The organism is Pseudomonas sp. BW7P1, from assembly GCF_024981055.1.
Taxonomy (GTDB): Bacteria; Pseudomonadota; Gammaproteobacteria; order Pseudomonadales; family Pseudomonadaceae; genus Aquipseudomonas; species Aquipseudomonas bananamidigenes.
Genome location: NZ_CP103374.1, coordinates 5,405,744 through 5,428,716, shown reverse-complemented (window position 1 = coordinate 5,428,716; position 22,973 = coordinate 5,405,744). Strand labels below are relative to the sequence as shown.

23 protein-coding genes are annotated in these 22,973 nt (G+C 59.7%); 15 read left to right on the top strand and 8 right to left on the bottom strand.

The annotated features are described in order from the left end of the window. Positions 1-61: 61 nt before the first annotated feature. The 3 genes from NWV16_RS24480 to NWV16_RS24470 all read right to left on the bottom strand — a co-directional run bounded on the left by NWV16_RS24480 (position 62) and on the right by NWV16_RS24470 (position 2,940). Positions 62-418: a hypothetical protein gene (locus NWV16_RS24480; RefSeq protein ID WP_260521074.1), complete on the bottom strand. Its 357-nt coding sequence runs from the start codon at positions 416-418 to the stop codon at positions 62-64. Positions 419-502: 84 nt separating this feature from the next. Next, positions 503-2,356, bottom strand: coding sequence for a DUF4105 domain-containing protein (locus NWV16_RS24475; RefSeq protein ID WP_260521073.1), 1,854 nt, complete (start codon positions 2,354-2,356; stop codon positions 503-505). A 95-nt stretch (positions 2,357-2,451) separates the two neighbouring features. Beyond that, on the bottom strand, positions 2,452-2,940 hold the full coding sequence (locus NWV16_RS24470; RefSeq protein ID WP_065257516.1) for a DUF3015 domain-containing protein: 489 nt from the start codon (positions 2,938-2,940) through the stop codon (positions 2,452-2,454). Between the two features lie 320 nt (positions 2,941-3,260). Here NWV16_RS24470 and NWV16_RS24465 point away from each other — a divergent pair, with 320 nt between their 5' ends. Together NWV16_RS24465 and NWV16_RS24460 are read left to right on the top strand one after the other, a co-directional pair. Continuing rightward, positions 3,261-5,699, top strand: a complete 2,439-nt coding sequence (locus NWV16_RS24465; protein ID WP_260521072.1) for a Lon protease family protein — start codon at positions 3,261-3,263, stop codon at positions 5,697-5,699. Between the two features lie 243 nt (positions 5,700-5,942). Continuing rightward, a complete protein-coding gene (locus NWV16_RS24460) occupies positions 5,943-6,272 on the top strand; it encodes a hypothetical protein (protein ID WP_260521071.1) in 330 nt (109 codons plus the stop codon). Positions 6,273-6,278: 6 nt separating this feature from the next. Here NWV16_RS24460 and NWV16_RS24455 read toward each other — a convergent pair whose 3' ends face one another. Further along, positions 6,279-8,111, bottom strand: coding sequence for a hypothetical protein (locus NWV16_RS24455; RefSeq protein ID WP_260521070.1), 1,833 nt, complete (start codon positions 8,109-8,111; stop codon positions 6,279-6,281). Positions 8,112-8,273: 162 nt separating this feature from the next. Here NWV16_RS24455 and NWV16_RS24450 point away from each other — a divergent pair, with 162 nt between their 5' ends. The 3 genes from NWV16_RS24450 (at position 8,274) to NWV16_RS24440 (ending at position 9,936) form a co-directional block, all read left to right on the top strand. After that, positions 8,274-8,762 carry a TIGR00645 family protein gene (locus NWV16_RS24450; protein WP_065257512.1) on the top strand — a complete coding sequence of 163 codons (489 nt, stop codon included), beginning with the start codon at positions 8,274-8,276 and terminating at the stop codon, positions 8,760-8,762. Positions 8,763-8,898: 136 nt separating this feature from the next. Beyond that, on the top strand, positions 8,899-9,204 hold the full coding sequence (locus tag NWV16_RS24445; protein WP_065257511.1) for a DUF6482 family protein: 306 nt from the start codon (positions 8,899-8,901) through the stop codon (positions 9,202-9,204). A 114-nt stretch (positions 9,205-9,318) separates the two neighbouring features. Beyond that, positions 9,319-9,936, top strand: a complete 618-nt coding sequence (locus NWV16_RS24440) for an FKBP-type peptidyl-prolyl cis-trans isomerase (protein ID WP_260521069.1) — start codon at positions 9,319-9,321, stop codon at positions 9,934-9,936. A gap of 49 nt (positions 9,937-9,985) precedes the next feature. Here the strand turns inward: NWV16_RS24440 and NWV16_RS24435 are convergent, their stop codons facing one another. From NWV16_RS24435 to NWV16_RS24425, 3 genes are all read right to left on the bottom strand, one after another. Then, positions 9,986-10,243: a hypothetical protein gene (locus NWV16_RS24435; protein WP_260521068.1), complete on the bottom strand. Its 258-nt coding sequence runs from the start codon at positions 10,241-10,243 to the stop codon at positions 9,986-9,988. 208 nt (positions 10,244-10,451) lie between these two features. Continuing rightward, positions 10,452-10,793, bottom strand: a complete 342-nt coding sequence (locus NWV16_RS24430) for a zinc ribbon domain-containing protein YjdM (RefSeq protein ID WP_065257508.1) — start codon at positions 10,791-10,793, stop codon at positions 10,452-10,454. A gap of 125 nt (positions 10,794-10,918) precedes the next feature. Next, positions 10,919-11,887: a polyprenyl synthetase family protein gene (locus NWV16_RS24425; RefSeq protein ID WP_260521067.1), complete on the bottom strand. Its 969-nt coding sequence runs from the start codon at positions 11,885-11,887 to the stop codon at positions 10,919-10,921. A gap of 241 nt (positions 11,888-12,128) precedes the next feature. On the opposite strand from NWV16_RS24425, the gene rplU reads away from it, so the two are divergent. The 5 genes from rplU to NWV16_RS24400 all read left to right on the top strand — a co-directional run bounded on the left by rplU (position 12,129) and on the right by NWV16_RS24400 (position 15,881). Beyond that, positions 12,129-12,440 carry a 50S ribosomal protein L21 gene (gene rplU / locus NWV16_RS24420; RefSeq protein WP_003228361.1) on the top strand — a complete coding sequence of 104 codons (312 nt, stop codon included), beginning with the start codon at positions 12,129-12,131 and terminating at the stop codon, positions 12,438-12,440. A gap of 34 nt (positions 12,441-12,474) precedes the next feature. Beyond that, on the top strand, positions 12,475-12,732 hold the full coding sequence (rpmA, locus tag NWV16_RS24415; RefSeq protein WP_053134655.1) for a 50S ribosomal protein L27: 258 nt from the start codon (positions 12,475-12,477) through the stop codon (positions 12,730-12,732). Positions 12,733-12,925: 193 nt separating this feature from the next. Then, positions 12,926-14,149, top strand: coding sequence for an Obg family GTPase CgtA (cgtA, locus tag NWV16_RS24410; protein ID WP_065257506.1), 1,224 nt, complete (start codon positions 12,926-12,928; stop codon positions 14,147-14,149). A 137-nt stretch (positions 14,150-14,286) separates the two neighbouring features. Then, positions 14,287-15,405 (top strand): glutamate 5-kinase, encoded by a 1,119-nt coding sequence (gene proB / locus NWV16_RS24405; RefSeq protein ID WP_260521066.1) that lies wholly within the window; start codon positions 14,287-14,289, stop codon positions 15,403-15,405. Between the two features lie 11 nt (positions 15,406-15,416). After that, complete coding sequence (locus NWV16_RS24400) at positions 15,417-15,881, top strand: CreA family protein (protein ID WP_260521065.1); 465 nt, start codon at positions 15,417-15,419, stop codon at positions 15,879-15,881. Positions 15,882-15,993: 112 nt separating this feature from the next. Here the strand turns inward: NWV16_RS24400 and rpsT are convergent, their stop codons facing one another. Next, positions 15,994-16,266, bottom strand: coding sequence for a 30S ribosomal protein S20 (gene rpsT, locus NWV16_RS24395; RefSeq protein WP_011336008.1), 273 nt, complete (start codon positions 16,264-16,266; stop codon positions 15,994-15,996). Positions 16,267-16,518: 252 nt separating this feature from the next. Between rpsT and murJ the strand changes: the two genes are divergently transcribed. The 5 genes from murJ to fkpB all read left to right on the top strand — a co-directional run bounded on the left by murJ (position 16,519) and on the right by fkpB (position 22,920). Then, complete coding sequence (gene murJ, locus NWV16_RS24390) at positions 16,519-18,057, top strand: murein biosynthesis integral membrane protein MurJ (RefSeq protein WP_065257503.1); 1,539 nt, start codon at positions 16,519-16,521, stop codon at positions 18,055-18,057. A gap of 129 nt (positions 18,058-18,186) precedes the next feature. After that, complete coding sequence (gene ribF / locus NWV16_RS24385; RefSeq protein WP_065257502.1) at positions 18,187-19,125, top strand: bifunctional riboflavin kinase/FAD synthetase; 939 nt, start codon at positions 18,187-18,189, stop codon at positions 19,123-19,125. 13 nt (positions 19,126-19,138) lie between these two features. Then, a complete protein-coding gene (ileS, locus tag NWV16_RS24380) occupies positions 19,139-21,970 on the top strand; it encodes an isoleucine--tRNA ligase (protein ID WP_260521064.1) in 2,832 nt (943 codons plus the stop codon). After that, the gene (gene lspA / locus NWV16_RS24375; RefSeq protein WP_260521063.1) at positions 21,963-22,475 is read left to right on the top strand and encodes a signal peptidase II; all 513 of its coding nucleotides are present in this window, start codon (positions 21,963-21,965) and stop codon (positions 22,473-22,475) included. Before ileS ends, lspA begins: the two co-directional genes overlap by 8 nt. 7 nt (positions 22,476-22,482) lie before the next feature. Further along, on the top strand, positions 22,483-22,920 hold the full coding sequence (gene fkpB / locus NWV16_RS24370; protein ID WP_260523582.1) for an FKBP-type peptidyl-prolyl cis-trans isomerase: 438 nt from the start codon (positions 22,483-22,485) through the stop codon (positions 22,918-22,920). The last annotated feature ends 53 nt before the right edge of the window (positions 22,921-22,973 follow it).

Here is a 22,973-nt window from a genome sequence, read left to right as displayed (position 1 = left end):
CTGTGACAACCGTTGGGCCATGGTCTCAGGCATTTGGTTTCACCGGATGTCTGGATGCGACCTATTGCGAACGATAAGCCCGGGCGGCGTCCTGATCCTTCTGTTGCTGCCAGGCTCGCTCGCGCTCGTCCCAGTGTTCGTTGCGATACTCCTCGCGATCCTTGTTTTCCAGCATCGCCTGACACTGGCGGAAACCATCGCTCCAGCCCTCGGCGTATTGCGGATCCTTGAGATAGCGCGGCACGTTCTTGCGAAATTCGCCACTGATCGAACCGGCCGCCTGGCGACCGCTGATGCAGCCGTCATCGAAACCGTCGGCGAACGCCGGCGGATAACCCTTGGCGATCAGATCCTCGTGGGTGCTCTGACAGCCACCCAGCAACAACAATGCGCCCACAAAACCCGCATACCGCCACATCTGAATCTCCCGCGCCATTCTCCGGCTTACAGGGAAAGTCTAGAAGCGGATTCGTCGACGGGGTGTGAAAGGAAGATCAAAACCTCAGTAGTGATACCACTTCACTTCGAGCATCACTTCGGTCTCCGGCGTTGCCAGATGGCTGAATTCACGCTGCGCACTCAGGCGCAAACCCAGGTTGCGGGACAACTCCCATTGCTGGTTCAGACTCAGGCTGCGGCGCACTTCGCCGTTGAAGAAGTAATCGCCCTTGGCCTCCACACTGAGGTTGCCCAACGGGTTTTTCCACAACACGCCGCTATTGAAACCGCCTGCGGGGGAAACGAATTCGGCGAAGTCATTGTTGTGTTCGATCCGCACCGTACCGAGGGCAAAACCGAGTACGTCGTCACCCAATTGCCAGGTGCCGCCACCGCCGCCATTGACATGGCTGACCAGATTTTCATCGTCATGCTTGCCCGGCACCCGCTCCAGGCCACCGGTGACTTGCCATGAGAGCGGCTGCAACAGCGCATTGCGCGGCGTCAGTGAGCGGATGGTCGCCAGATCCAGTTGCTGGAATTGCCAGTGATTGCCTTCATACTGGCGCAGCTTCATCTGCAGAATTTCGATCTGCGCACCGAGGGGAAAGCTTTCGGCGTTGTCATTGAGGTCGTGATAGGCCATACGCAGCCCGTATTCGCCGAACGCGCGGTCACCACGAGTACCGAGGCCGGCCTGCCAGGTGCGGGACTCGTGGCCGTCTTCAGGCAGGCCCGGTTGCGGGATCTGCAGTTCCGGCGCCGGGTTCTTGTTGATCGCACGCAGCAGTTCAAAACTGCGCTGCGCCCGTTGCGGGTCACGCTCCTGGCCGTTGGCGCGGTAGCGCTCCAGACGATACGCGGCGTCGATGATCAGCGCTTGCCGGTCGCGGGGCAGGGCCTTGAAGGCCGGGTCCTGCAACACCTGCTGATCAGCGCTGACTTTCAGCACCCATTGCTGTTCGTCATTGTTCAAAGGTTCTGCGCGGCTGAGCAACTCACGCTCGCGGGACGGGCGATATTCGATGTGCTCGACCAGCCCGGCTTCCTTCACGGCCTTGACGGTATCGGTGGGAATTGCGGTCAGCGGGAATTGCTCGGTCAGGCGCAGGCTCGGGCGCGCGACCTGCAACAGTTCGAGCAGGCGATAGGAACAGTTTTCGTCGAAAAAGAAGTAATCGAACTTGATCTGCTTCAGCTCCCAGACGTGCTCGACCATTCGTGCGGTTTCCGCCTGCGTCAGATTGAGCCGGTATTCCCACAGGTCGCGGTTTTCCAGGCTGCGGTATTCCGAGAGCTTTTCCTGGTACGGCACCAGCGCGAACAGGCCGGGATAACCGCCCATCAGGCCTTTCCAGGCATACAGGATGCTGTTGTCGGAGCCTTCGATGTAGGCGCCGAAGTTGATCGCGTAGCTGAGCAGCGAAGTCTTGTCGCTTTGCACGTCGGCCTGGTCGATGCGCAGCAGCGTGTGGCCGAACATCGACGATGGGCTGTTGAGGTAGGCCGCCGGGAAAATCATCACCGTGCTGTGGGGCGAGACGTCCTTGAACCATTTCTTGAATTCGGCGCAGTCCGGCGTCGGCAGGTCTTGAAGGTTGAGTCGCTCTTTCAGCCAGCGGGTGCGCGCCGGGTAAACGCACTGGGCGTGCTGTTCACCGAGGCTGGCGGGGGCGTACAGCGCCTGGACGGTGGCCGCCAGTTCATGGTCGGGGTGTTCGTTGCCGTCGGGGGCGAGGAAGAACTTTTTGTCGCTGACGTAGCTGCGCCAGCCGCCGAGCTTGGCGGTTTCGTAATGGCCGAGGGAAATCCAGAAACGGTCGTTGGCCAGTTGCTGCAAACGTTGAGGGTCGATGTGAGGCGCGGCGGATAGCGGGGCGCAGACACACAGCGCCAGCCAGGCAAGGCGTTTGAGCATAAATGGCAACTTAAGTCGAAAGAAACAAAAGACCCAAAGAGGGGCGGGTCGAAAAAACAAAACCCGCTTCCCGAAGGAAGCGGGTGGGGTCGAGCTTAAGCCTGAGTCGCGTACTTGGCCAGACGAGGGTCTGCTTTCAGCACGGCCAGGGTGTTGGTATGCACGTCTTCAGCGGTCACGTCAGCCTTGCTGAAGATCTGCTGGAAGTGCTCGTGAGTGACGGCGGCGAAATGCGCACGGTCTTCCGGCGCCACGCCCAGTACCACGGCATAGGTCGTCAGCGCTTCGCCGTTGCCTTTGGCCATGTCTTCGGAGAGCTCGTTCATCATGCCGTTCATGGCAAACCAGGATTTGCCGCCGTAGGTCAGCGCTGCGTTGGTGGAGCAACCGTTGGTGCCGGAAGTCATGCCGAACGTGGCGTTGCCCGAGGTGCCGTTGGTGGTGGATGCCAGGAAGTGAGCGGGGGTGCCACGCTGGCCTTCGAACAGCATGTTGCCCCAGCCGCAATCCGGACCGCCTGGCGCCTGAGCCATGGCGTTGATGGATACAGCGGTGAAGAGAGTACCGAGAAGAATCCGTTTCATAGCTTTGTTCTCTTTTATGTGCGTACCAATGGACAGGGTTCTGGCCCCGCTCTCTACATCAAAACGCCGTTTGGCGAGTTTTGTACAGACCTTCTGGCGCCAGTGGGCCGGTATTAGTTCCAGCCGCGCAGTTTGGAGTTTAGGCACGTTCCGGCGGTTCCGTGATTTTTTACACAATATCTGGAATAAAGCCCACACCACCGGACCGGCCGTGGCAATGACCGGTTGTCTAAGCTTTGTCGGGTGGCGCGCCTTGCCAGTGGGGCACGGGCAGCGCCAGAATGCCGCTATCTGCCCCGCCTGATTGTTAAGGAAGCCCGATGCCTGATCCTGTTGCTGCCAGCTTGCGTCTTGCGCCCGAAGCGCTGACCCGTCCGTTTTCCGCTGAACAGTTCAGCTTCACTACCACCAATGATCTGGAGCCCTTTCGCGGTGTGCTCGGCCAGGAACGCGCGGTCGAAGCCTTGCAGTTCGGTGTGGCGATGCCACGCCCCGGTTACAACGTTTTCGTCATGGGCGAGCCCGGCACCGGCCGTTTCTCGTTCGTCAAACGCTACCTGAAGGCCGAAGGCAAGCGCCTGCAGACCCCGGCGGACTGGGTCTATGTCAACAACTTCGATGAGCCGCGTGAACCACGCGCCCTGGAGCTGCCGTCGGGCAGCGCTGCCGCTTTCACCAGCGACATCAGCGGCCTGATCGACAACTTGCTGGTGACGTTTCCCGCAGTGTTCGAGCACCCGTCCTACCAGCAGAAAAAAAGCGCCATCGACCGCGCCTTCAACCAGCGCTACGACAAGGCGCTGGACGTCATCGAACGTCTGGCCCTGGAAAAAGACGTCGCCCTGTATCGCGACAGCAGCAACATCGCCTTCACGCCGATGCTCGAAGGCAAGGCGCTGGACGAAGCCGAATTCGCGCAATTGCCGGAAGCCGAGCGCGAGCGTTTTCACGATGACATTTCCGGCCTCGAAGAGCGCCTGAATGAAGAACTCGCGAGCTTGCCGCAATGGAAGCGCGAGTCGAGCAACCAGTTGCGCCAGCTCAACGAAGAAACCATCACCCTGGCGCTGCAGCCATTGCTCGCGCCGTTGTCGGAAAAGTATGCGGAAAACGCCGGGGTCTGCGGTTACCTGCAGGCGATGCAGGTCTACCTGTTGAAAACGGTGGTCGAGCAACTGGTCGATGACAGCAAGACCGATGCGGTGGCGCGCAAGCTGCTGGAAGAGCAATACGCACCGAGCCTGGTGGTCGGTCATCCGAACAGCGGAGGCGCACCGGTGGTGTTCGAACCGCACCCGACTTATGAAAACCTGTTTGGCCGCATCGAATACACCACCGATCAGGGTGCGCTCTACACCACGTATCGCCAATTGCGCCCCGGTGCGCTGCACCGTGCCAACGGTGGTTTCCTGATCCTTGAAGCTGAAAAAATGCTCAGCGAGCCATTTGTGTGGGATGCACTCAAGCGTGCCCTGCAATCGCGCAAACTGAAAATGGAATCGCCGCTGAGCGAGATGGGGCGCTTCGCCACCGTGACACTCAATCCGCAGCACATTCCGCTGCAGGTCAAAGTCATCATCATCGGTGCGCGTCAGTTGTATTACACGCTGCAGGACCTCGATCCGGATTTCCAGGAGATGTTCCGCGTCCTGGTGGATTTCGACGAAGACATCCCGATGGTCGACGAAAGCCTGGAGCAGTTCGCCCAGTTGCTGAAAACCCGAACCTCGGAGGAGGGCATGGCGCCGTTGACCGCCGACGCCGTGGCGCGTCTGGCGACCTACAGTGCGCGTCTGGCCGAGCATCAGGGGCGGTTGTCGGCGCGGATCGGCGATCTGTTCCAGCTGGTCAGCGAAGCGGATTTCATCCGGCACCTGGCCAATGATGAAATGACCGACGCCGGCCACATCGAGCGCGCCCTCAAAGCCAAGGCCACGCGCACCGGTCGTGTGTCGGCGCGGATTCTCGACGACATGCTGGCGGGGATCATCCTGATCGACACCGACGGTGCGGCGGTCGGCAAGTGCAACGGCCTGACGGTGCTTGAGGTCGGCGACTCGGCGTTTGGCGTGCCGGCGCGGATTTCCGCCACGGTGTACCCGGGCGGCAGCGGCATCGTCGACATCGAGCGTGAGGTCAACCTCGGTCAGCCGATCCACTCCAAGGGCGTGATGATTCTCACCGGGTATCTGGGCAGCCGTTACGCTCAGGAATTTCCGCTGGCGATTTCCGCGAGCATCGCTTTGGAGCAATCCTACGGTTATGTCGATGGCGACAGTGCATCGCTGGGCGAGGCGTGCACACTGATTTCGGCGTTGTCGAAGACACCGCTCAAGCAATGCTTCGCCATCACCGGCTCGATCAACCAGTTCGGTGAAGTGCAGGCGGTGGGCGGGGTCAACGAGAAAATCGAAGGCTTCTTCCGTCTCTGTGAAGCGCGCGGGCTGACGGGCGAACAGGGCGCGATCATTCCGCAAGCCAACGTGGCTACGCTGATGCTCGACGAGAAAGTGTTGGCGGCGGTGCGTGCCGGGCAATTTCACGTTTATGCGGTGCGTCAGGCGGATGAAGCACTGAGCCTGCTGGTGGGCGAACCTGCGGGGGAGCCGAACGAAGCGGGCGAGTTCCCCGAAGGCAGCGTCAACGCGCGGGTGGTGGAGCGTCTGCGGGTGATTGCCGAGATGATCAGCGAAGAGGATCTGAAAGAAGCCGAGAAGGAACTGGCGCAGGAGGCGCTGGCCGAGGCCAAACCGGCGTAAGTCAGACTGCTGTCAAAGAAATGGGAGCCTCGTGCTCCCATTTTGTTTTGTCGCGAACGTCGGTAAAAGTGCCATCACTCTGGCGTCAATATTCACACAATGACCATTCGGCGCCTTCTGGTTCCATTCGGTTGGCGCGGCGGACTTTTCTTCTATTCTCAGCTCAAGGACATCGACAGTATCACGGGATCGAAACAGTCCTTCAGCAAGGGCTGAACACCAGCTTTACCGAGGGTCGCCGCCATGTCGCGCAACCTCTGCCTCACCCGTCAGTGCCTGGGTCTCGTGACCCGAATCGAATGCGCCGTCAAGCCGTTGGCCGGCGATACCGGCATGTGGACGTTGCTCTTCGCCGCCGGCATGGCCGGTGAACAACCTTCCGCCATCAAGGCCCAGGGGCCGTTTCACGGGCCGGTCGCCGCCGAATCGATCCTCGATACCATTGTCGAAAGCCTGACGATGCATGGCTACGAACTGGCCAACGATCCGCAGATATGGTCCTTGCACCTGCAAGCCCAGTTACGGCAGATCAACGGCGGACGCGGACGCAGTCCCGGCATTTTCGATCATTAGCACCGATCATGGCGCTGCACCCTGGCTCTGCGCTTTCTCGAGCTTGACCTCAAAGCCGTACTGCACGGTGGCGAGGTCGGTGCGCTGATAGGTTTCCACGTGCGTCGGGCGGCCGTAGAAATAGTGCACGCCAAACAACGCCGGGCCTTCTGCGCCCGCGTCGTGGCTGACCGAGAGAATCTGTTTGAGGTAGTTGCCGCTATCGTCCTTGACGAAGAATCGCCATTCACTGGCGGGAAACAGTTTCAGGTCGACCACCAGTTCGTTATTCCTGATTTCCAGGCCTTTGGGCAACGCCCTGGCTTCGTAGGACTGTTTCGCCACGGTGGCCAGGAACAGGGGCATCGAACCGACGGCTACCGCAGGTGTTTCCGGGAACAGGTTCAAATCGTAGGTGATGGTCGCTTGCAGCGGATCCACCTGATAGGCCTCGGCCGGTAGTTCGATCGGCTCATCAAGTTTGCCGTTGTGTTTTTCGGTGAAGAATGTCACCGGACTTTCTCCGGGACTCAGATCGTCGCCCAGCAGCTCGTCATTGAAGGTCTTGCGGTGATCGAACTCGATACGCGCAGCGCTCGGCTCTTCGACCGATTGACGAATATGGATGCTTTTTTTCAGGTCATCCTCGGTCAGTGACGCCCCCTTGAGCCAGTTGGGAGCCTGATCGTCGTAGACAGTGATCGCCAGATCCAGCGGCTGCACGGTTTTTGCCGTGGTGTGCGCGTCGAATTCGCGGATCGGCAGGTCCAGTGGCTTGCGGGTGACGGTCGCCTCGGAGAAATCCAGCACGCTGACTTCCAGGGTGTCGATCGGGCCGTTGAAGTAGACCTTGTTATAGCGGCGCGAATGCTGTTGCTCGAAGGTGCGCTGGTCATCGTTCAGCTGTTTTTCGAGGTCTTCGCTCCAGGCCTTTTGCTGTTGCAGGTGCGCCAGTTGTTTGCGGTAGAAGTCGATCTGCTCGGGACTTTCATTGATGGCGCCAGCACGCACCAGGTACTGGCCGGTCGTGTCACGGGCCTGGACGATCAGCGGATTGAGCGGCGTGCTGGCGACTTCCGGGGCGAGCGGCAGGCTGTTACTGAATTCGACTTCGGCGTAGTTCTTTTCCAGCTTCAACAGGGTCACGCTGAGGTTGGCGTCGGTTCTTGTCTTGCCGACATCCTTTTTGCCCAGATCGAAACTGTGCAGGCGTTTCGGCGCGATGACTTCCACCTGACCTTGCAGGCTTACGGGACGCGGCCGGGTTTTCTTGTCGACGTCCAGACCTTCGATGAACGGGTAGGTCACGGTCAGGTCGTCAGGATTGGTGACGTTGGAGCTGGAAGGGCTCAACTGAATGCCCGGATCGGTTTCCGACCATTCCGGCTGGTAGGCGATGACCCGCTTGTTGCTCAGGGTCACCGATTGCCATTCCACGCCATGGGGAAACAGGAACCCGCCGGGAATGTTGAGGTTGAAGGGGAATACCGGCTGCAGGTCGGTGAGGTAATCGGAGCTGGCGTCCTTGTGCAGCACGAACAGACCGTTGATGAAGGTGTCGACGAGCGCCTGGGGCGTCGGATAATGCTTGATTACGCCGAGAGCGTCTTCACCGTATTCGGTTCTGGGGGGCTTGCTGTCGAGTCGCTGTTGCGCGCGTTCCAGCAGCAACAAAGAGCCGCCGAGTTCGGTCACGGCATCCTTGAGTTTCGGGTCGGTGATGGCGTCCAGCGATTGTTCGAACTGCGCGGTCTTCTGTTCGAGGCTGAGCGGGTGTTTTTTTTCCTCACCGGGTGAGCAGCCGCCGATCGATAAGGCGAAGCAGATTCCGGCGGTCATTAACGGTAATCGCACATCCATTTCCAGTCGTCCTGTCCACTGTCGCTGGGCTGTCAATGGTTTGGACACTAGCAGAAAAACTTTGACACACACACGCAGGTGGCGGATTTCCCGGCGGTTTCTGGCTGTCATGGGGGGCTGATATACTCGCCGGCGTTTACAACCCCCCTTGTGTGAGAGTCAATGGAACGCTTTATCGAAAATGCAATGTACGCCACGCGCTGGCTGCTGGCGCCGATCTATATCGGGCTGTCCCTCGGGCTGCTGGCGCTGGCATTGAAATTCTTCCAGGAAGTGTTTCATGTCATTCCCAACGTCTTCTCCATGGCCGAGTCCGAACTGATTCTGGTGTTGCTGTCGCTGATCGACATGGCGCTGGTGGGCGGCTTGCTGGTGATGGTGATGATTTCCGGCTATGAGAACTTCGTGTCCGAGCTGAACATCGATGAGGGCAAGGAGAAGCTCAGCTGGCTGGGCACCATGGATTCCTCGTCGCTGAAGATGAAAGTGGCGGCGTCGATCGTGGCGATTTCCTCGATCCACCTGCTGCGGATCTTCATGGACGCCAAGAACGTCGATCCCCAGCATCTGATGTGGTACGTGATCATCCACATGACCTTCGTGGTTTCGGCATTCGCCATGGGGTACCTGGACAAGCTCACCAAGCACTGATGAGTCGTCGACAGCTGTAACAAAAAACGCCCGTCCGTTGCGAAACAGACGGGCGGTGTCGTTTGTGGCTTGTGCTTTGTGGCGCCGAGGCATATCCCTGTAAGTGTCCCGGTCCGCTACCGCGTGAGGTGCGTTCATGAACCTGCAAGAATTGAATGCGTTTGCCATCGCCAGGAAGGTCGATGAGTTGAACCTGATCTCCATGGAAGGCGGCATCTATCTGCTCGAGGCGCGCATGCATGGCGCGGCTTACCCGCTGAGCGATCCCCAGGGCAAGTTGCTGACGCTGCGGTCGGTGGAGCATGCCAGGGATATCCTGCATAACTTTCCGGTGCTGCCATTCAATCTGGTTCATACCTCGGTGCACGATGAAATGTGCGGTCTTGGCGCCAGCGCTGAAGAAAGCCTGAAGGTCCCGTTGGCGTGGCGCTCGGCACTGTAGGCCAATAAGCGGGCATCTGTGCTAGTCTGCTCGCCCTTTTTGGTTCCGGGCGCGCCGGGACTCGCTGTGTACGCACGGCATGTCCTGAGGCCGTCCGCACAGCGGAGCAGTGTCATGTCCGAAGTAAATCTGTCCACCGACGAAACCCGCGTCAGCTACGGTATCGGCCGTCAGCTGGGTGACCAGCTGCGTGACAACCCGCCACCGGGTGTCAGCCTGGAAGCCATCCTGGCGGGCCTGACCGACGCATTCGCCGGCAAGCCAAGCCGTGTGGGTCAGGAAGAACTGTCCGCCAGCTTCAAGGTGATCCGCGAGATCATGCAGGCCGAAGCCGCTGCCAAGGCTGAAGCCGCCGCCGGCGAAGGTCGTGCGTTCCTGGCTGAAAACGCCAAAAAAGAAGGCATCACCACCCTGGCTTCCGGTCTGCAATTCGAAGTGCTGACTCAAGGCGAAGGCGCCAAGCCAACCCGTGAAGACAACGTGCGTACCCACTACCACGGCACACTGATCGACGGCACCGTGTTCGACAGCTCCTACGAGCGTGGCCAGCCTGCAGAATTCCCGGTTGGCGGCGTGATCGCCGGCTGGACCGAGGCTCTGCAACTGATGAACGCCGGCAGCAAATGGCGTCTGTACGTGCCGAGCGAACTGGCTTACGGCGCTCAAGGCGTTGGCAGCATCCCGCCGCACAGCGTTCTGGTGTTCGACGTCGAGCTGCTCGACGTTCTGTAATCCCGTTACCCTGCACAAGCGTGGCTTGTGCAGGGTTTCTTCGCCGTTCTCATACTTCGATCCTGTGCTGCACTTCACTGGTCGGGCGCAACGCCCGGGCATAGCAGAACAGGAACAGATTGCGCACCAGCTCCTTGAGTACCAACGGTTCGCTTGAACTCAGGCCGCTGACGTCCAGATCCCCCTGATCCTGCAATTCGTGCAGGGCTTCTTCTTCCAGTACTGCGCATACTTCACCGGTTTCCCGATGCAGGATCCTGAGGTATGGGTGCGGGCGATCCAGCCAGGCGTCGATCAAATAAGTCATGGTTCTCATCTCCATTGAAAGGCTTTCAATGAGAATAATTCTTATTCGTCAAATAGCAAGCGCCTATTGGCGGTTCGTGACTTTTTGTGGATAAAGATTGCGTAAGGTCAAAACGGCTGGCGGTTGGCCATTGCGTGGTATTTGCGGGGGATTGCGAAAGGAGGTGAAACTCCATCCCGCGACGGACGCGGGATGGAAGACAGCAGGATCAGACTTTTCTGACGAATTCGGACTTGAGTTTCATCGGCCCGATGCCGTCGATCTTGCAATCGATATCGTGATCGCCGTCGCACAGGCGAATGTTCTTGACCTTGGTACCGACCTTGACCACCAGCGAAGTGCCCTTGACCTTCAGGTCCTTGATCACGGTGATGGTATCGCCGTCCTGCAGGACGTTGCCGACCGAGTCTTTCTTCACGGCATCATCGGACGCCACTTCGGCTTCACCGGCGGCAGACCACTCGTGGGCGCACTCCGGGCATACCAGTTGGGTGCCGTCTTCGTAGGTGTATTCGGAATTGCATTTCGGGCAGGGTGGCAACGTGCTCACTAAGGCTCCTTGAAGAGGGGATCGCTAAAAGTCGCACATTGTATAGGGTTTTAGTCCCGGATGGCAGGCAACAAAAAACCGCAGGCTCCAATGGTGGCTGCGGTTTCTTGATGACGTGCCGTTGATCAGTGCGTGCGGGCGACCGCGAACTCGCTCAGTTCAACCAGGGCATCGCGATACTCGCTGGCCGGCAGCGCCTCGAGGCACTTGATGGCACGGGCCACATAGTCTCGGGCCAATTGTGCGGTGTATTCCAGCGAACCGGACGCTTCCACGGCAACGCGGATGCTTTCCAGGTCTTCGATCCCGCCTTTCTGGATCGCCTGGCGCACCAGTGCGGCCTGTTCCGACGTGCCTTCACGCATGGTGTAGATCAGCGGCAGGGTCGGCTTGCCTTCGGCCAGATCGTCACCGACGTTCTTGCCCAGGGTTTCGGCGTCGCCCTTGTAGTCGAGCAGGTCGTCGACCAGCTGGAACGCCACGCCCAGGTGATCGCCGAAGGTGCGCAGGGCTTCGCTCTGCTCGGCAGTCGCACCGGCCAGCGCCGCAGCGCTGTGGGTCGAGGCTTCGAAGAGCATCGCGGTCTTGCCGCGGATGACTTCCATGTAGGTTTCTTCGGTGGTGCTGGCGTCACGGACCTTGGACAGTTGCAGCACTTCACCTTCGGCGATGATGCGCGTGGCCTGGGACAGTATCTTCATCACCGGCATCGAGCCCAGTTCGACCATCATCTCGAACGAGCGCGAGTACAGGAAATCGCCGACCAGCACGCTCGGGGCGTTGCCCCACATGGCGTTGGCGGTCGAACGGCCACGGCGCATGCCTGACATGTCGACCACGTCGTCATGCAGCAGGGTGGCGGTGTGCAGGAATTCGATGGTGGCGGCCAGCAGGCGCAGGTCGTCGCCTTCGCGCCCCAGGGCCTTGCCGCACAGCAGCACCAATAAAGGACGCAGGCGTTTGCCGCCGGCCGACGTGATGTAATCGCCGATTTTCGATACCAGCGGCACTCGGGAAGTCAGCTGCTTCTTGATGATGCCGTCGACGGCGCTAAAATCGTCCGCCACCGCGCGGTAGAAAGCTTGGGGTTGCATCAGCGACAGGTGCTCCAGAAGGGTTGCGCGGCATGCTAGGACCCACATCCGGGCCTGTCAAGGCGCGATGGACGGCCCCTTGCGTGGCGCTTGCAGCTTGCGTACAATCGCGCACCCTGAACTTCCTGGGCAGCACCTGCCTTACGCAATTGCACTTGGGCCGTTCCAGCCCCATGCAGCCATGCCAGCCAATACCTCTTCTTATAAAGAGCTGGGTGAGCAGGATTATCGGAGAAATACCATGTACGCAGTAATCGTTACCGGCGGTAAGCAATACAAGGTCGCTGAAGGTGAATACCTGAAGATCGAAAAACTGGAAGTCGCTACTGGCGAATCCGTGACTTTTGACCGCGTTCTGTTGGTCGCCAATGGCGACGACGTGAACATCGGCGCACCTGTTGTTGCTGGCGCAACCGTCAAGGCTGAAGTGATCTCCCAAGGTCGTCACGATAAAGTCCGCATCATCAAGTTCCGTCGCCGCAAGCACCACATGAAGCGTATGGGCCACCGCCAGTGGTTCACCGAGATCAAAATCACCGGTATTCAGGCTTAATACAGCCTAATTCCTCACTAGGAGAATTGAACTCATGGCACACAAAAAAGCTGGTGGTAGTACCCGTAACGGTCGCGACTCAGAAGCCAAACGCCTTGGCGTGAAGATGTATGGCGGCCAGGCCATCAAGGCCGGCAACATCATCGTGCGTCAGCGCGGCACCCAGTTCCACGCTGGCTACGGCGTTGGCATGGGCAAGGATCACACCCTCTTCGCGAAAATCGAAGGCGTGATCAAGTTTGAAGTCAAAGGCGCCTTCGGTCGTCGTTACGTGAGCGTTGTCGCAGCCTAACTGCGAGAGTGCTGGAGAAGCCCTGTCTTGCGACGGGGCTTTTTCGTTTGTGGGGTGAGTCTCTTGCAAAGCTGTTTGTATGGGCTGCCGGCGTACGATGCAGGTCGTGGTTTGGGGTCGCTGCGCTCATTTTTGCAAGAGTCTTATGTCTTGATTGTTTTTCGGCTCGTCCGTACGGCGAGAGGCGTTGGTTATGAAGTTTGTTGATGAAGTATCGATCCGCGTAAAGGCTGGCGACGGCGGCAATGGCTGCATGAGTTTCCGTCGGGAAAAATTCATTGAAAACGGTGGCCCGAACGGTGGTGACGGTGGTGACGGCGGTTCCATCTTCATGATGGCCGACGAAAACCTGAACACCCTGGTGGACTACCGTTACACCCGTCACTTCGAGGCCGAGCGTGGTTCCAACGGCGGCAGCACCGACTGCACCGGCAAGAAGGGCGAAGACCTGATCCTGCGCGTACCGGTCGGTACCACGATCATCGATTCGGCTACCCAGGAGGTCATTGGCGACCTGACCAAGTCCGGTCAGAAGCTGATGGTGGTGCAGGGTGGTTGGCACGGTCTGGGCAACACTCGTTTCAAATCCAGTACCAACCGCGCGCCACGTCAGACGACGCCTGGCAAGCCGGGTGAGCAGCGTGATCTGAAGCTGGAGATGAAGGTGCTGGCTGACGTCGGTCTGCTGGGTCTGCCGAACGCCGGCAAAAGTACCTTTATTCGTTCCGTTTCGGCTGCCAAGCCGAAAGTTGCCGATTACCCGTTCACTACGCTGGTGCCAAACCTGGGTGTGGTCAGCGTCGATCGCTGGAAGAGTTTCGTCATCGCCGACATTCCGGGCCTGATCGAAGGCGCTTCCGACGGTGCCGGTCTGGGCATCCGCTTCCTCAAACACTTGGCGCGTACCCGTCTGTTGCTGCATCTCGTGGACATGGCGCCGCTGGACGAAAGCAGTGCGCCGGACGCCGCTGAAGTAATCGTCAACGAGCTGATCAAGTTCAGTCCATCCCTGGCTGAGCGTGATCGCTGGCTGGTGCTGAACAAGTGCGACCAGATCCTCGAGGAAGAGCACGAAGAGCGCGTGAAGGAAATTGTCGAGCGTCTGCAGTGGGAAGGCCCGGTCTACGTGATCTCGGCCATTGCCAAAGAAGGTACCGAGCGCCTGACGCGCGACATCATGCGTTATCTGGAAGATCGCGCAGATCGTCTGGCCAGTGATCCGGCCTACAAGGAAGAGTTGGCCGATCTCGATCAGCGCATCGAAGATGAGGCTCGTGCACAGTTGCAGGCGCTGGACGACAAGCGTGCCCTGCGTCGTAGCGGCGTGAAGTCGGTCCATGACATCGGTGACGATGACTGGGATGAAGAAGACGTGGATGACGAAGACGGTCCGGAAATCATTTACGTGCGTGACTGATTCGTTGAAGTAAACTTAAGCGCCGCTCAATCGAGCGGCGTTTTGGTATCTGGAAATCGATTGTTGGTCACGAGTAACCACGAATAACGTCACGGGCAGCGCTGGGTCGCGCTGCCCTCAAGCTAAGGTTGAAGATGATGCGGAGCAAAGTGACAGGTGCGCAGCGTTGGGTCGTGAAGATCGGCAGCGCTTTGCTGACAGCGGATGGCAAGGGCCTGGATCGCAAGGCGATGGGTGTCTGGGTCGAGCAGATGGTGGCCTTGCATGAGGCTGGCGTCGAGTTGGTGCTGGTGTCCTCCGGGGCGGTGGCGGCCGGCATGAGCCGTTTGGGCTGGACCGCACGACCCAGTGCGATGCACGAGCTCCAGGCTGCTGCGGCAATCGGTCAGATGGGGCTGGTGCAGGCGTGGGAATCAAGCTTCGCCGAGCATGACCGGCACACGGCGCAGATTCTCCTGACCCATGATGACCTGTCCGACCGCAAGCGCTACCTGAACGCCCGCAGCACCTTGCGTGCGCTGGTCGAGCTGAAAGTCATTCCGGTGATCAACGAAAACGACACGGTGGTCACCGATGAAATCCGTTTCGGCGACAACGACACGCTGGCGGCGCTGGTGGCCAACCTGGTCGAGGCTGATCTGCTGGTCATCCTGACTGATCGTGATGGCATGTTCGACGCCGATCCGCGCAGCAATCCCGATGCTCAGCTGATTTACGAAGCGCGTGCCGATGATCCGACCCTGGATGCGGTGGCGGGCGGTACCGGTGGTGCGCTGGGGCGCGGTGGCATGCAGACCAAGCTGCGTGCGGCGCGTCTGGCGGCGCGCTCCGGGGCGCACACCATTATTGTCGGTGGTCGTCTGGAGCGGGTGCTCGATCGTCTGAAGGCGGGCGAGCGCATTGGTACGCTGTTGTCGCCTGAACGCGGCATGCTGGCGGCGCGCAAGCAGTGGCTGGCCGGCCACTTGCAGACCCGGGGCACGCTGGTACTGGATGACGGCGCCGTTTCTGCGCTGTCCGAAGGTCACAAGAGTCTGCTGCCGGTCGGCGTCAAGCTGGTTCAAGGCAGTTTCCGTCGCGGTGAGATGGTGGTTTGCGTGGCGCCGGACGGTCGTGAGATCGCTCGCGGATTGGCCAACTACAGTGCGCTGGAAGCACAAAAAATCATCGGTCAATCGTCGGATGCGATTGTCGGTTTGCTGGGTTACATGGCTGAGCCGGAGCTGGTTCACCGTGACAATCTGATTCTGGTCTGAGGAAAAGCGCGATGCGCATGGCAAAAGGATTGTTGGGCTTGCTGATGGCGTTGCCATTGCTGGCTTCGGCTGAAGAAATCGGCCAGGTGTCGACGGTGTTCAAGTTTGTCGGGCCGAACGACCGGATCGTGGTCGAGGCGTTCGACGATCCGAAGGTCGAGGGTGTGACCTGCTATCTGTCGCGCGCCAAGACCGGAGGCGTGAAGGGTGGCTTGGGGTTGGCCGAGGACCGTGCGGAAGCGTCCATCGCTTGCCGTCAGGTCGGGCCCATCAACTTCAAGGGTGAGTTGAAGGATGGTGAAGAGGTGTTCAAGGAGCGCACTTCACTGGTATTCAAGACCATGCAGGTGGTGCGTTTTCTCGACAAGAAGCGCAATACGCTGGTGTATCTGGTCTACAGTGATCGTCTGATCGAGGGCAGTCCGCAGAATGCGGTGACAGCGATTCCGATTCTGCCGTGGGCGTCAGTCCATTAATCGGTATCAGAAGGGGGGGGGTCGTGTGACTCCTCTTTTTTTTGCTGCTGCTTCACCGGATTGCAGGCAATAAAAAACCGACCCTTGGGTCGGTTTTTTATGATTACGTCGCTCAGGCAGCTGCTTTCAGTGCCTTGACGTGACCATTCAGGCGGCTCTTGTGGCGAGCAGCCTTGTTCTTGTGGATGATGCCTTTATCGGCCATGCGGTCGATAACTGGCACAGCCAGAACGTATGCAGCTTGAGCTTTTTCAGCGTCTTTTGCGTCGATGGCTTTAACTACATTCTTGATGTAGGTACGAACCATGGAACGCAGGCTGGCGTTGTGGCTGCGACGCTTCTCAGCCTGTTTTGCACGTTTTTTGGCGGAAGGTGAGTTGGCCACCGTCGAGCTCCTCGAAAGACTTTTTAGGAAATAGCAAACAAAATAGGCCGCGAATCATGCCGATGAGTTGAAGTCTTGTCAAGGGCGCTTGAAACGTTCCGCTAAGTGGTAGGCGTGGTGCGACGGGATATTTCTTTCCGGCGTGTGACCTGTAAACTCGCGAGCTTTGGCTCTGTGCTGTTGCGGCGCGGAGTATCGCACAAGTAGGCGCATTGTTCGCCTGCTGTTTATCGACAGGCACAAGTTCCTTCAATGAATCTGCTCAAATCGTTGGCCGCCGTCAGCTCTATCACGATGCTTTCCCGGGTTCTCGGGTTTGTCCGCGACACGCTCATCGCGCGTACGTTTGGCGCCGGAATGGCGACCGACGCCTTTTTTATTGCCTTCAAACTGCCGAACCTGCTGCGCAGAATCTTTGCCGAGGGGGCGTTTTCCCAGGCATTCGTGCCGATTCTGGCCGAGTACAAAAGTCAGAAGGGCGAAGAGGCCACTCGCACCTTTATCGCCTATGTCTCCGGGCTTCTGACTCTGGTGCTGGCGCTGGTGACGGCGCTGGGCATGATCGCAGCGCCCTGGGTGATCTGGGCCACTGCACCGGGTTTCACCGATACGCCGGAGAAATTCCGACTGACCTCCGATCTGTTGCGGGTGACCTTTCCTTATATATTGCTGATCTCTCTGTCGTCCCTGGCGGGGGCGATTCTCAACACCTGGAACCGGTTCTCGGTGCCGGCATTCGTGCCGACCCTGCTCAACGTCAGCATGATCGTGTTTTCGCTGTTCCTGACGCCGTACTTCGATCCACCGGTCATGGCCCTCGGCTGGGCGGTGCTGGTCGGTGGCCTGGCGCAGTTGCTCTATCAGCTGCCGCACCTGAAAAAGATCGGCATGCTGGTGCTGCCGCGGCTTAACCTGCGCGATACCGGTGTCTGGCGCGTCATGAAGCAGATGCTGCCGGCGATCATCGGTGTCTCGGTCAGTCAGATCTCCCTGATCATCAACACCATTTTCGCTTCGTTCCTGGTGGCAGGCTCGGTGTCGTGGATGTATTACGCCGATCGCCTGATGGAGTTGCCGTCCGGCGTACTGGGCGTGGCGCTGGGCACGATTCTGCTGCCGACCCTGGCCAAGACCTACGCCAGCAAGGATCGTCACGAATACTCGCGCATTCTCGACTGGGGTTTGCGCCTGTGCTTCGTGCTGGTACTTCCGTGTGCGCTGGCGCTGGGCATTCTGGCCGAACCCCTGACCGTTTCACTGTTCCAGTACGGTCAGTTCAGCGGGTTTGATGCGGCCATGACCCAGCGGGCGCTGATTGCCTATTCTGTCGGACTGCTCGGGATTATCGTGATCAAGGTGCTGGCACCGGGTTTTTATGCGCAACAGAACATCCGTACGCCGGTAAAAATCGCCATCTTCACTCTGATCGTCACGCAGTTGTTCAACCTGGCCTTGATCGGCCCGCTGGCCCATGCCGGTCTGGCCCTGGCAATCAGTGCCGGTGCCTGCCTGAATGCCGGGTTGCTGTTCTATCAACTGCGCAAGCAGCGGATGTATCAGCCACAGCCAGGCTGGCTGAAGTTCGCATTGAAGTTGTTGTGTGCGGTGGCGGTGATGTCGGCGGTGCTGTTGCTCGGCATGCATTTCATGCCGGCGTGGGATCAAGGCCACATGCTGGAGCGCTTCCTGCGCCTGGGCGTGCTGGTGGTTGCCGGCGTCGTTGCGTACTTCGGCATGTTGCTGGCGCTCGGTTTCCGTTTGCGCGACTTCAATCGCAAGGCGTTGAACTGAGATTTCACCCTTGATTGGCGGGCGCGGGCCGGCGGTTTTGTCGGCTCGATCACTTTGGGTTACGGTGTTGCCTGTCGTCGGCCGTCGTGTGTGGTTATAATCGGCCACTTTATGAGCAAGAAGCGCGTTATGCAGCTGGTTCGAGGCCTTCACAACTTGCGCCCCCAGCATCGGGGCTGCGTCGCCACCATTGGCAACTTTGACGGTGTTCACCGTGGTCACCAGGCTATCCTGGGCCGACTGCGTGAGCGTGCGCTCGAGTTGGGCGTACCCAGCTGCGTGGTGATATTCGAGCCGCAGCCACGGGAGTTTTTCGCTCCGGAAACCGCGCCGGCGCGTCTGGCCCGCTTGCGCGACAAGCTGCAGCTGCTGGCCGCCGAAGGTGTCGACAGGGTCTTGTGCCTGGCGTTCAACCAGCGCTTGAGCAAACTCAGCGCCAGTGAATTCGTCGATACGATTCTGGTGGATGGTCTGGGCGTGCAGCATCTGGAGGTCGGCGACGATTTCCGTTTCGGCTGCGACCGCCTCGGCGATTTCGATTTTCTGCTGCAGGCCGGGCAGGTTCACGGTTTTACCGTGGAGGCCGCGCAAACCGTCGAGCTGGACGGCATTCGCGTCAGCAGCACCCAGGTGCGCAACGCGTTGGCCGCCGCCGACTTTGCTCTGGCCGAGCGTCTGCTGGGCCGCCCGTACCGGATTGCCGGTCGCGTGCTGCATGGCCAGAAACTGGCCCGCCAGTTGGGTACGCCCACGGCGAACATACAACTCAAGCGCCGTCGCGTGCCGTTTACCGGAGTTTATCTGGTAGACGTGGAGATCGACGGCAAGACCTGGCCCGGCGTCGCCAACATCGGCGTACGGCCCACGGTTCAAGGTGATGGCAAGGCCCACCTTGAAGTACACCTTCTGGATTTTGCCGGCGATCTGTATGACCGGCGTCTGACGGTGGTTTTCCACCAGAAGCTGCGTGAAGAGCAGCGTTTCGCCTCCCTTGAGGCATTGAAAGCGGCGATCGCTGCGGATGTCGCCGCCGCCCGTGCACTAGCCGCACCTAGCGCCCATCGCTAATGAAGAGCCTTAAATGACCGACTATAAAGCCACGCTTAACCTTCCGGACACCGCCTTCCCAATGAAGGCCGGCCTGCCACAGCGCGAACCGCAGATCCTGCAGCGCTGGGACAGTATTGGCCTGTACGGAAAGTTGCGCGAGATTGGCAAGGATCGTCCGAAGTTCGTCCTGCACGACGGCCCTCCGTACGCCAACGGTACGATCCACATCGGTCACGCACTGAACAAGATTCTCAAGGACATGATCATCCGCTCGAAGACCCTGTCGGGCTTCGACGCGCCTTATGTCCCGGGCTGGGATTGCCATGGCCTGCCGATCGAACACAAGGTCGAGGTGACCCACGGCAAGAACCTGGGGGCGGAAAAGACCCGCGAGCTGTGCCGTGCCTACGCCACCGAGCAGATCGAAGGGCAGAAGACCGAATTCATCCGTCTGGGCGTGCTGGGCGATTTCGCCAACCCGTACAAGACCATGGACTTCAAGAACGAAGCCGGTGAAATCCGTGCCCTCGCCGAAATCGTCAAGGGCGGTTTCGTGTTCAAGGGCCTCAAGCCCGTGAACTGGTGCTTCGACTGCGGTTCGGCCCTGGCCGAAGCGGAAGTCGAGTACGAGAACAAGAAGTCCTCGACCATCGACGTGGCCTTCCCGATCGCCGACGAAGCCAAACTGGCCGCTGCGTTCGGTCTGCCGTCGCTGAGCAAGCCTGCCTCGATCGTGATCTGGACCACCACCCCGTGGACCATTCCGGCCAACCAGGCGCTGAACGTTCATCCGGAATTCACTTACGCGCTGGTCGATATCGGCGACAAGTTGCTGGTTCTGGCCGAAGAGCTGGTCGAATCCTGCCTGACCCGTTACGGCGTCGAAGGCACCGTGCTGGCCACCGCACCGGGTTCGGCGCTGGAACTGATCAATTTCCGTCATCCGTTCTATGACCGTCTGTCGCCGGTGTACCTGGCCGACTACGTGGAACTGGGCGCGGGCACCGGCGTGGTTCACTCCTCTCCGGCCTACGGCGTGGATGACTTCGTGACCTGCAAGAAATACGGCATGGTCAACGACGACATCCTCAACCCGGTTCAGAGCAACGGCGTTTACGTGCCGTCGCTGGAGTTCTTCGGCGGCCAGTTCATCTGGAAAGCCAACCCGGCCATCGTCGACAAACTGACCGAAGTCGGTGCGCTGATGCACACCACGGTCATCGAGCACAGCTACATGCACTGCTGGCGCCACAAGACCCCGCTGATCTACCGCGCCACCGCGCAGTGGTTCATCGGCATGGACAAGGAGCCGGTATCCGGAGACACCCTGCGTCAGCGCTCGCTCAAGGCCATCGAAGAGACCTCGTTCGTGCCGGCCTGGGGCCAGGCGCGTCTGCACTCGATGATCGCCAACCGTCCGGACTGGTGCATCTCCCGTCAGCGCAACTGGGGCGTGCCGATCCCGTTCTTCCTGAACAAGGAAAGCGGCGAACTGCACCCACGCACCGTCGAGCTGATGGAGGAAGTCGCCAAGCGCGTCGAAAACGAAGGCATCGAGGCCTGGTTCAAGCTGGACGCTGCCGAGTTGCTGGGCGATGAAGCGGCGCAGTACGACAAGATCAATGACACCCTCGACGTCTGGTTCGACTCCGGCACCACGCACTGGCACGTGCTGCGCGGTTCGCACCCGATGGGCCACGAAACCGGCCCGCGTGCCGACCTGTACCTGGAAGGCTCCGACCAGCACCGTGGCTGGTTCCACTCTTCCCTGCTGACCGGTTGCGCCATCGACAACCACGCGCCGTACCGCGAGCTGCTGACCCACGGCTTCACCGTGGACGAGTCCGGCCGCAAGATGTCCAAGTCCCTGGGCAACGTGATCGCGCCGCAGAAAGTCAACGACACCCTGGGTGCCGACATCATGCGTCTGTGGGTCGCTTCGACCGATTACTCCGGCGAAATGGCCGTATCCGAGCAGATCCTGCAACGCAGCGCGGACGCCTACCGCCGCATCCGTAACACTGCGCGCTTCCTGCTTTCCAACCTGACCGGTTTCGATCCGTCCAAGGACCTGCTGCCGGCCGAAGACATGCTGGCACTGGATCGCTGGGCGGTGGATCGCACCCTGTTGCTGCAACGCGAACTGCAGGAGCACTACGGCGAATACCGTTTCTGGAACGTGTACTCGAAGATCCACAACTTCTGCGTGCAGGAGCTGGGTGGTTTCTACCTCGACATCATCAAGGACCGCCAGTACACCACCGGTGCCGACAGCAAGGCCCGTCGTTCGTGCCAGACCGCGCTGTTCCACATCTCTGAAGCGCTGGTGCGCTGGATCGCGCCGATCCTGGCCTTCACCGCCGACGAACTGTGGCAATACCTGCCGGGCGAGCGCAACGAGTCGGTGATGCTCAACACCTGGTACGAAGGTCTGACCGAGTTGCCGGAAGGCTTCGAACTGGGTCGCGCCTACTGGGATCGCATCATGGAAGTGAAGGTGGCGGTCAACAAAGAGATGGAGATCCAGCGTGCGGCAAAAGCCGTTGGTGGCAACCTGCAGGCCGAAGTGACGCTGTACGCTGAAGACGCGCTGAGTGCCGACCTGGCCAGGCTGAGCAACGAACTGCGCTTTGTACTGATCACCTCGACTGCCAGCGTTGCGCCGTTCGTGCAGGCTCCGGCCGATGCCGTGGCCACCGAAGTCAGCGGCCTGAAGCTGAAGATCGTCAAATCGGCCTTCCCGAAATGCGCCCGTTGCTGGCACTGCCGCGAAGACGTCGGTGTGAACCCGGAGCACCCGGAAATCTGCGGCCGTTGCGTGGACAACATCGATGGCGCCGGCGAGGTTCGTCACTATGCCTGATTCCCTTGGCCGTTTCGGACGGCTGAGCTGGCTCTGGTTGAGCGTGCTGGTACTGGTCATCGACCAGGCCAGCAAGTTCTACTTCGAAGGCAAGCTCGAGATGTACCAGCAGATCGTGATCATTCCCGATTACTTCAGCTGGACCCTGGCCTACAACACCGGCGCTGCATTCAGCTTCCTGGCTGACAGCTCCGGCTGGCAGCGCTGGCTGTTCGCCCTGATCGCGGTGGTCGTCAGCGCAGTGCTGGTGGTCTGGCTCAAGCGTCTGGGCCGCAACGAAACCTGGTTGGCCATTGCGCTGGCGCTGGTGTTGGGCGGCGCGCTGGGCAATCTGTATGACCGCATTGCACTCGGCCATGTGATCGATTTCATTCTGGTGCACTGGCAGAACCGCTGGTACTTCCCGGCGTTCAACTTCGCCGACAGCGCCATTACCGTGGGTGCAGTGATGCTGGCACTGGACATGTTCAAATCCAAGAAATCCGGAGAAACCGTTCATGACTGAACAGGTATTGGCTGAGCAACGCATCGGCCAGAACACGGAAGTCACCTTGCACTTTGCATTGCGCCTGGAGAACGGCGACACGGTCGACAGCACTTTCGACAAGGCCCCGGCGACCTTCAAGGTCGGCGACGGCAACCTGTTGCCGGGTTTCGAAGCGGCGCTGTTCGGTTTCAAGGCCGGAGACAAGCGCACGCTGACCATCGAGCCGGAAAACGCGTTCGGCCAGCCGAACCCGCAAAACGTGCAGGTCATGCCGCGTTCGCAGTTCGCGGGCATGGAGCTGTCGCCGGGTCTGCTGGTGATCTTCAACGATGCGGCCAATACTGAGCTGCCGGGTGTGGTGAAGGAATTCGATGACGCGCAGGTGACCGTCGACTTCAACCATCCGCTGGCCGGCAAGACGCTGACCTTTGACGTGGAAATCTTTTCCGTCAAAGCGCTGTAAACGCTGTTCTGCAGGGGCCGGACCGGCTCCTGCATTGATCTGAATCCTTCGCG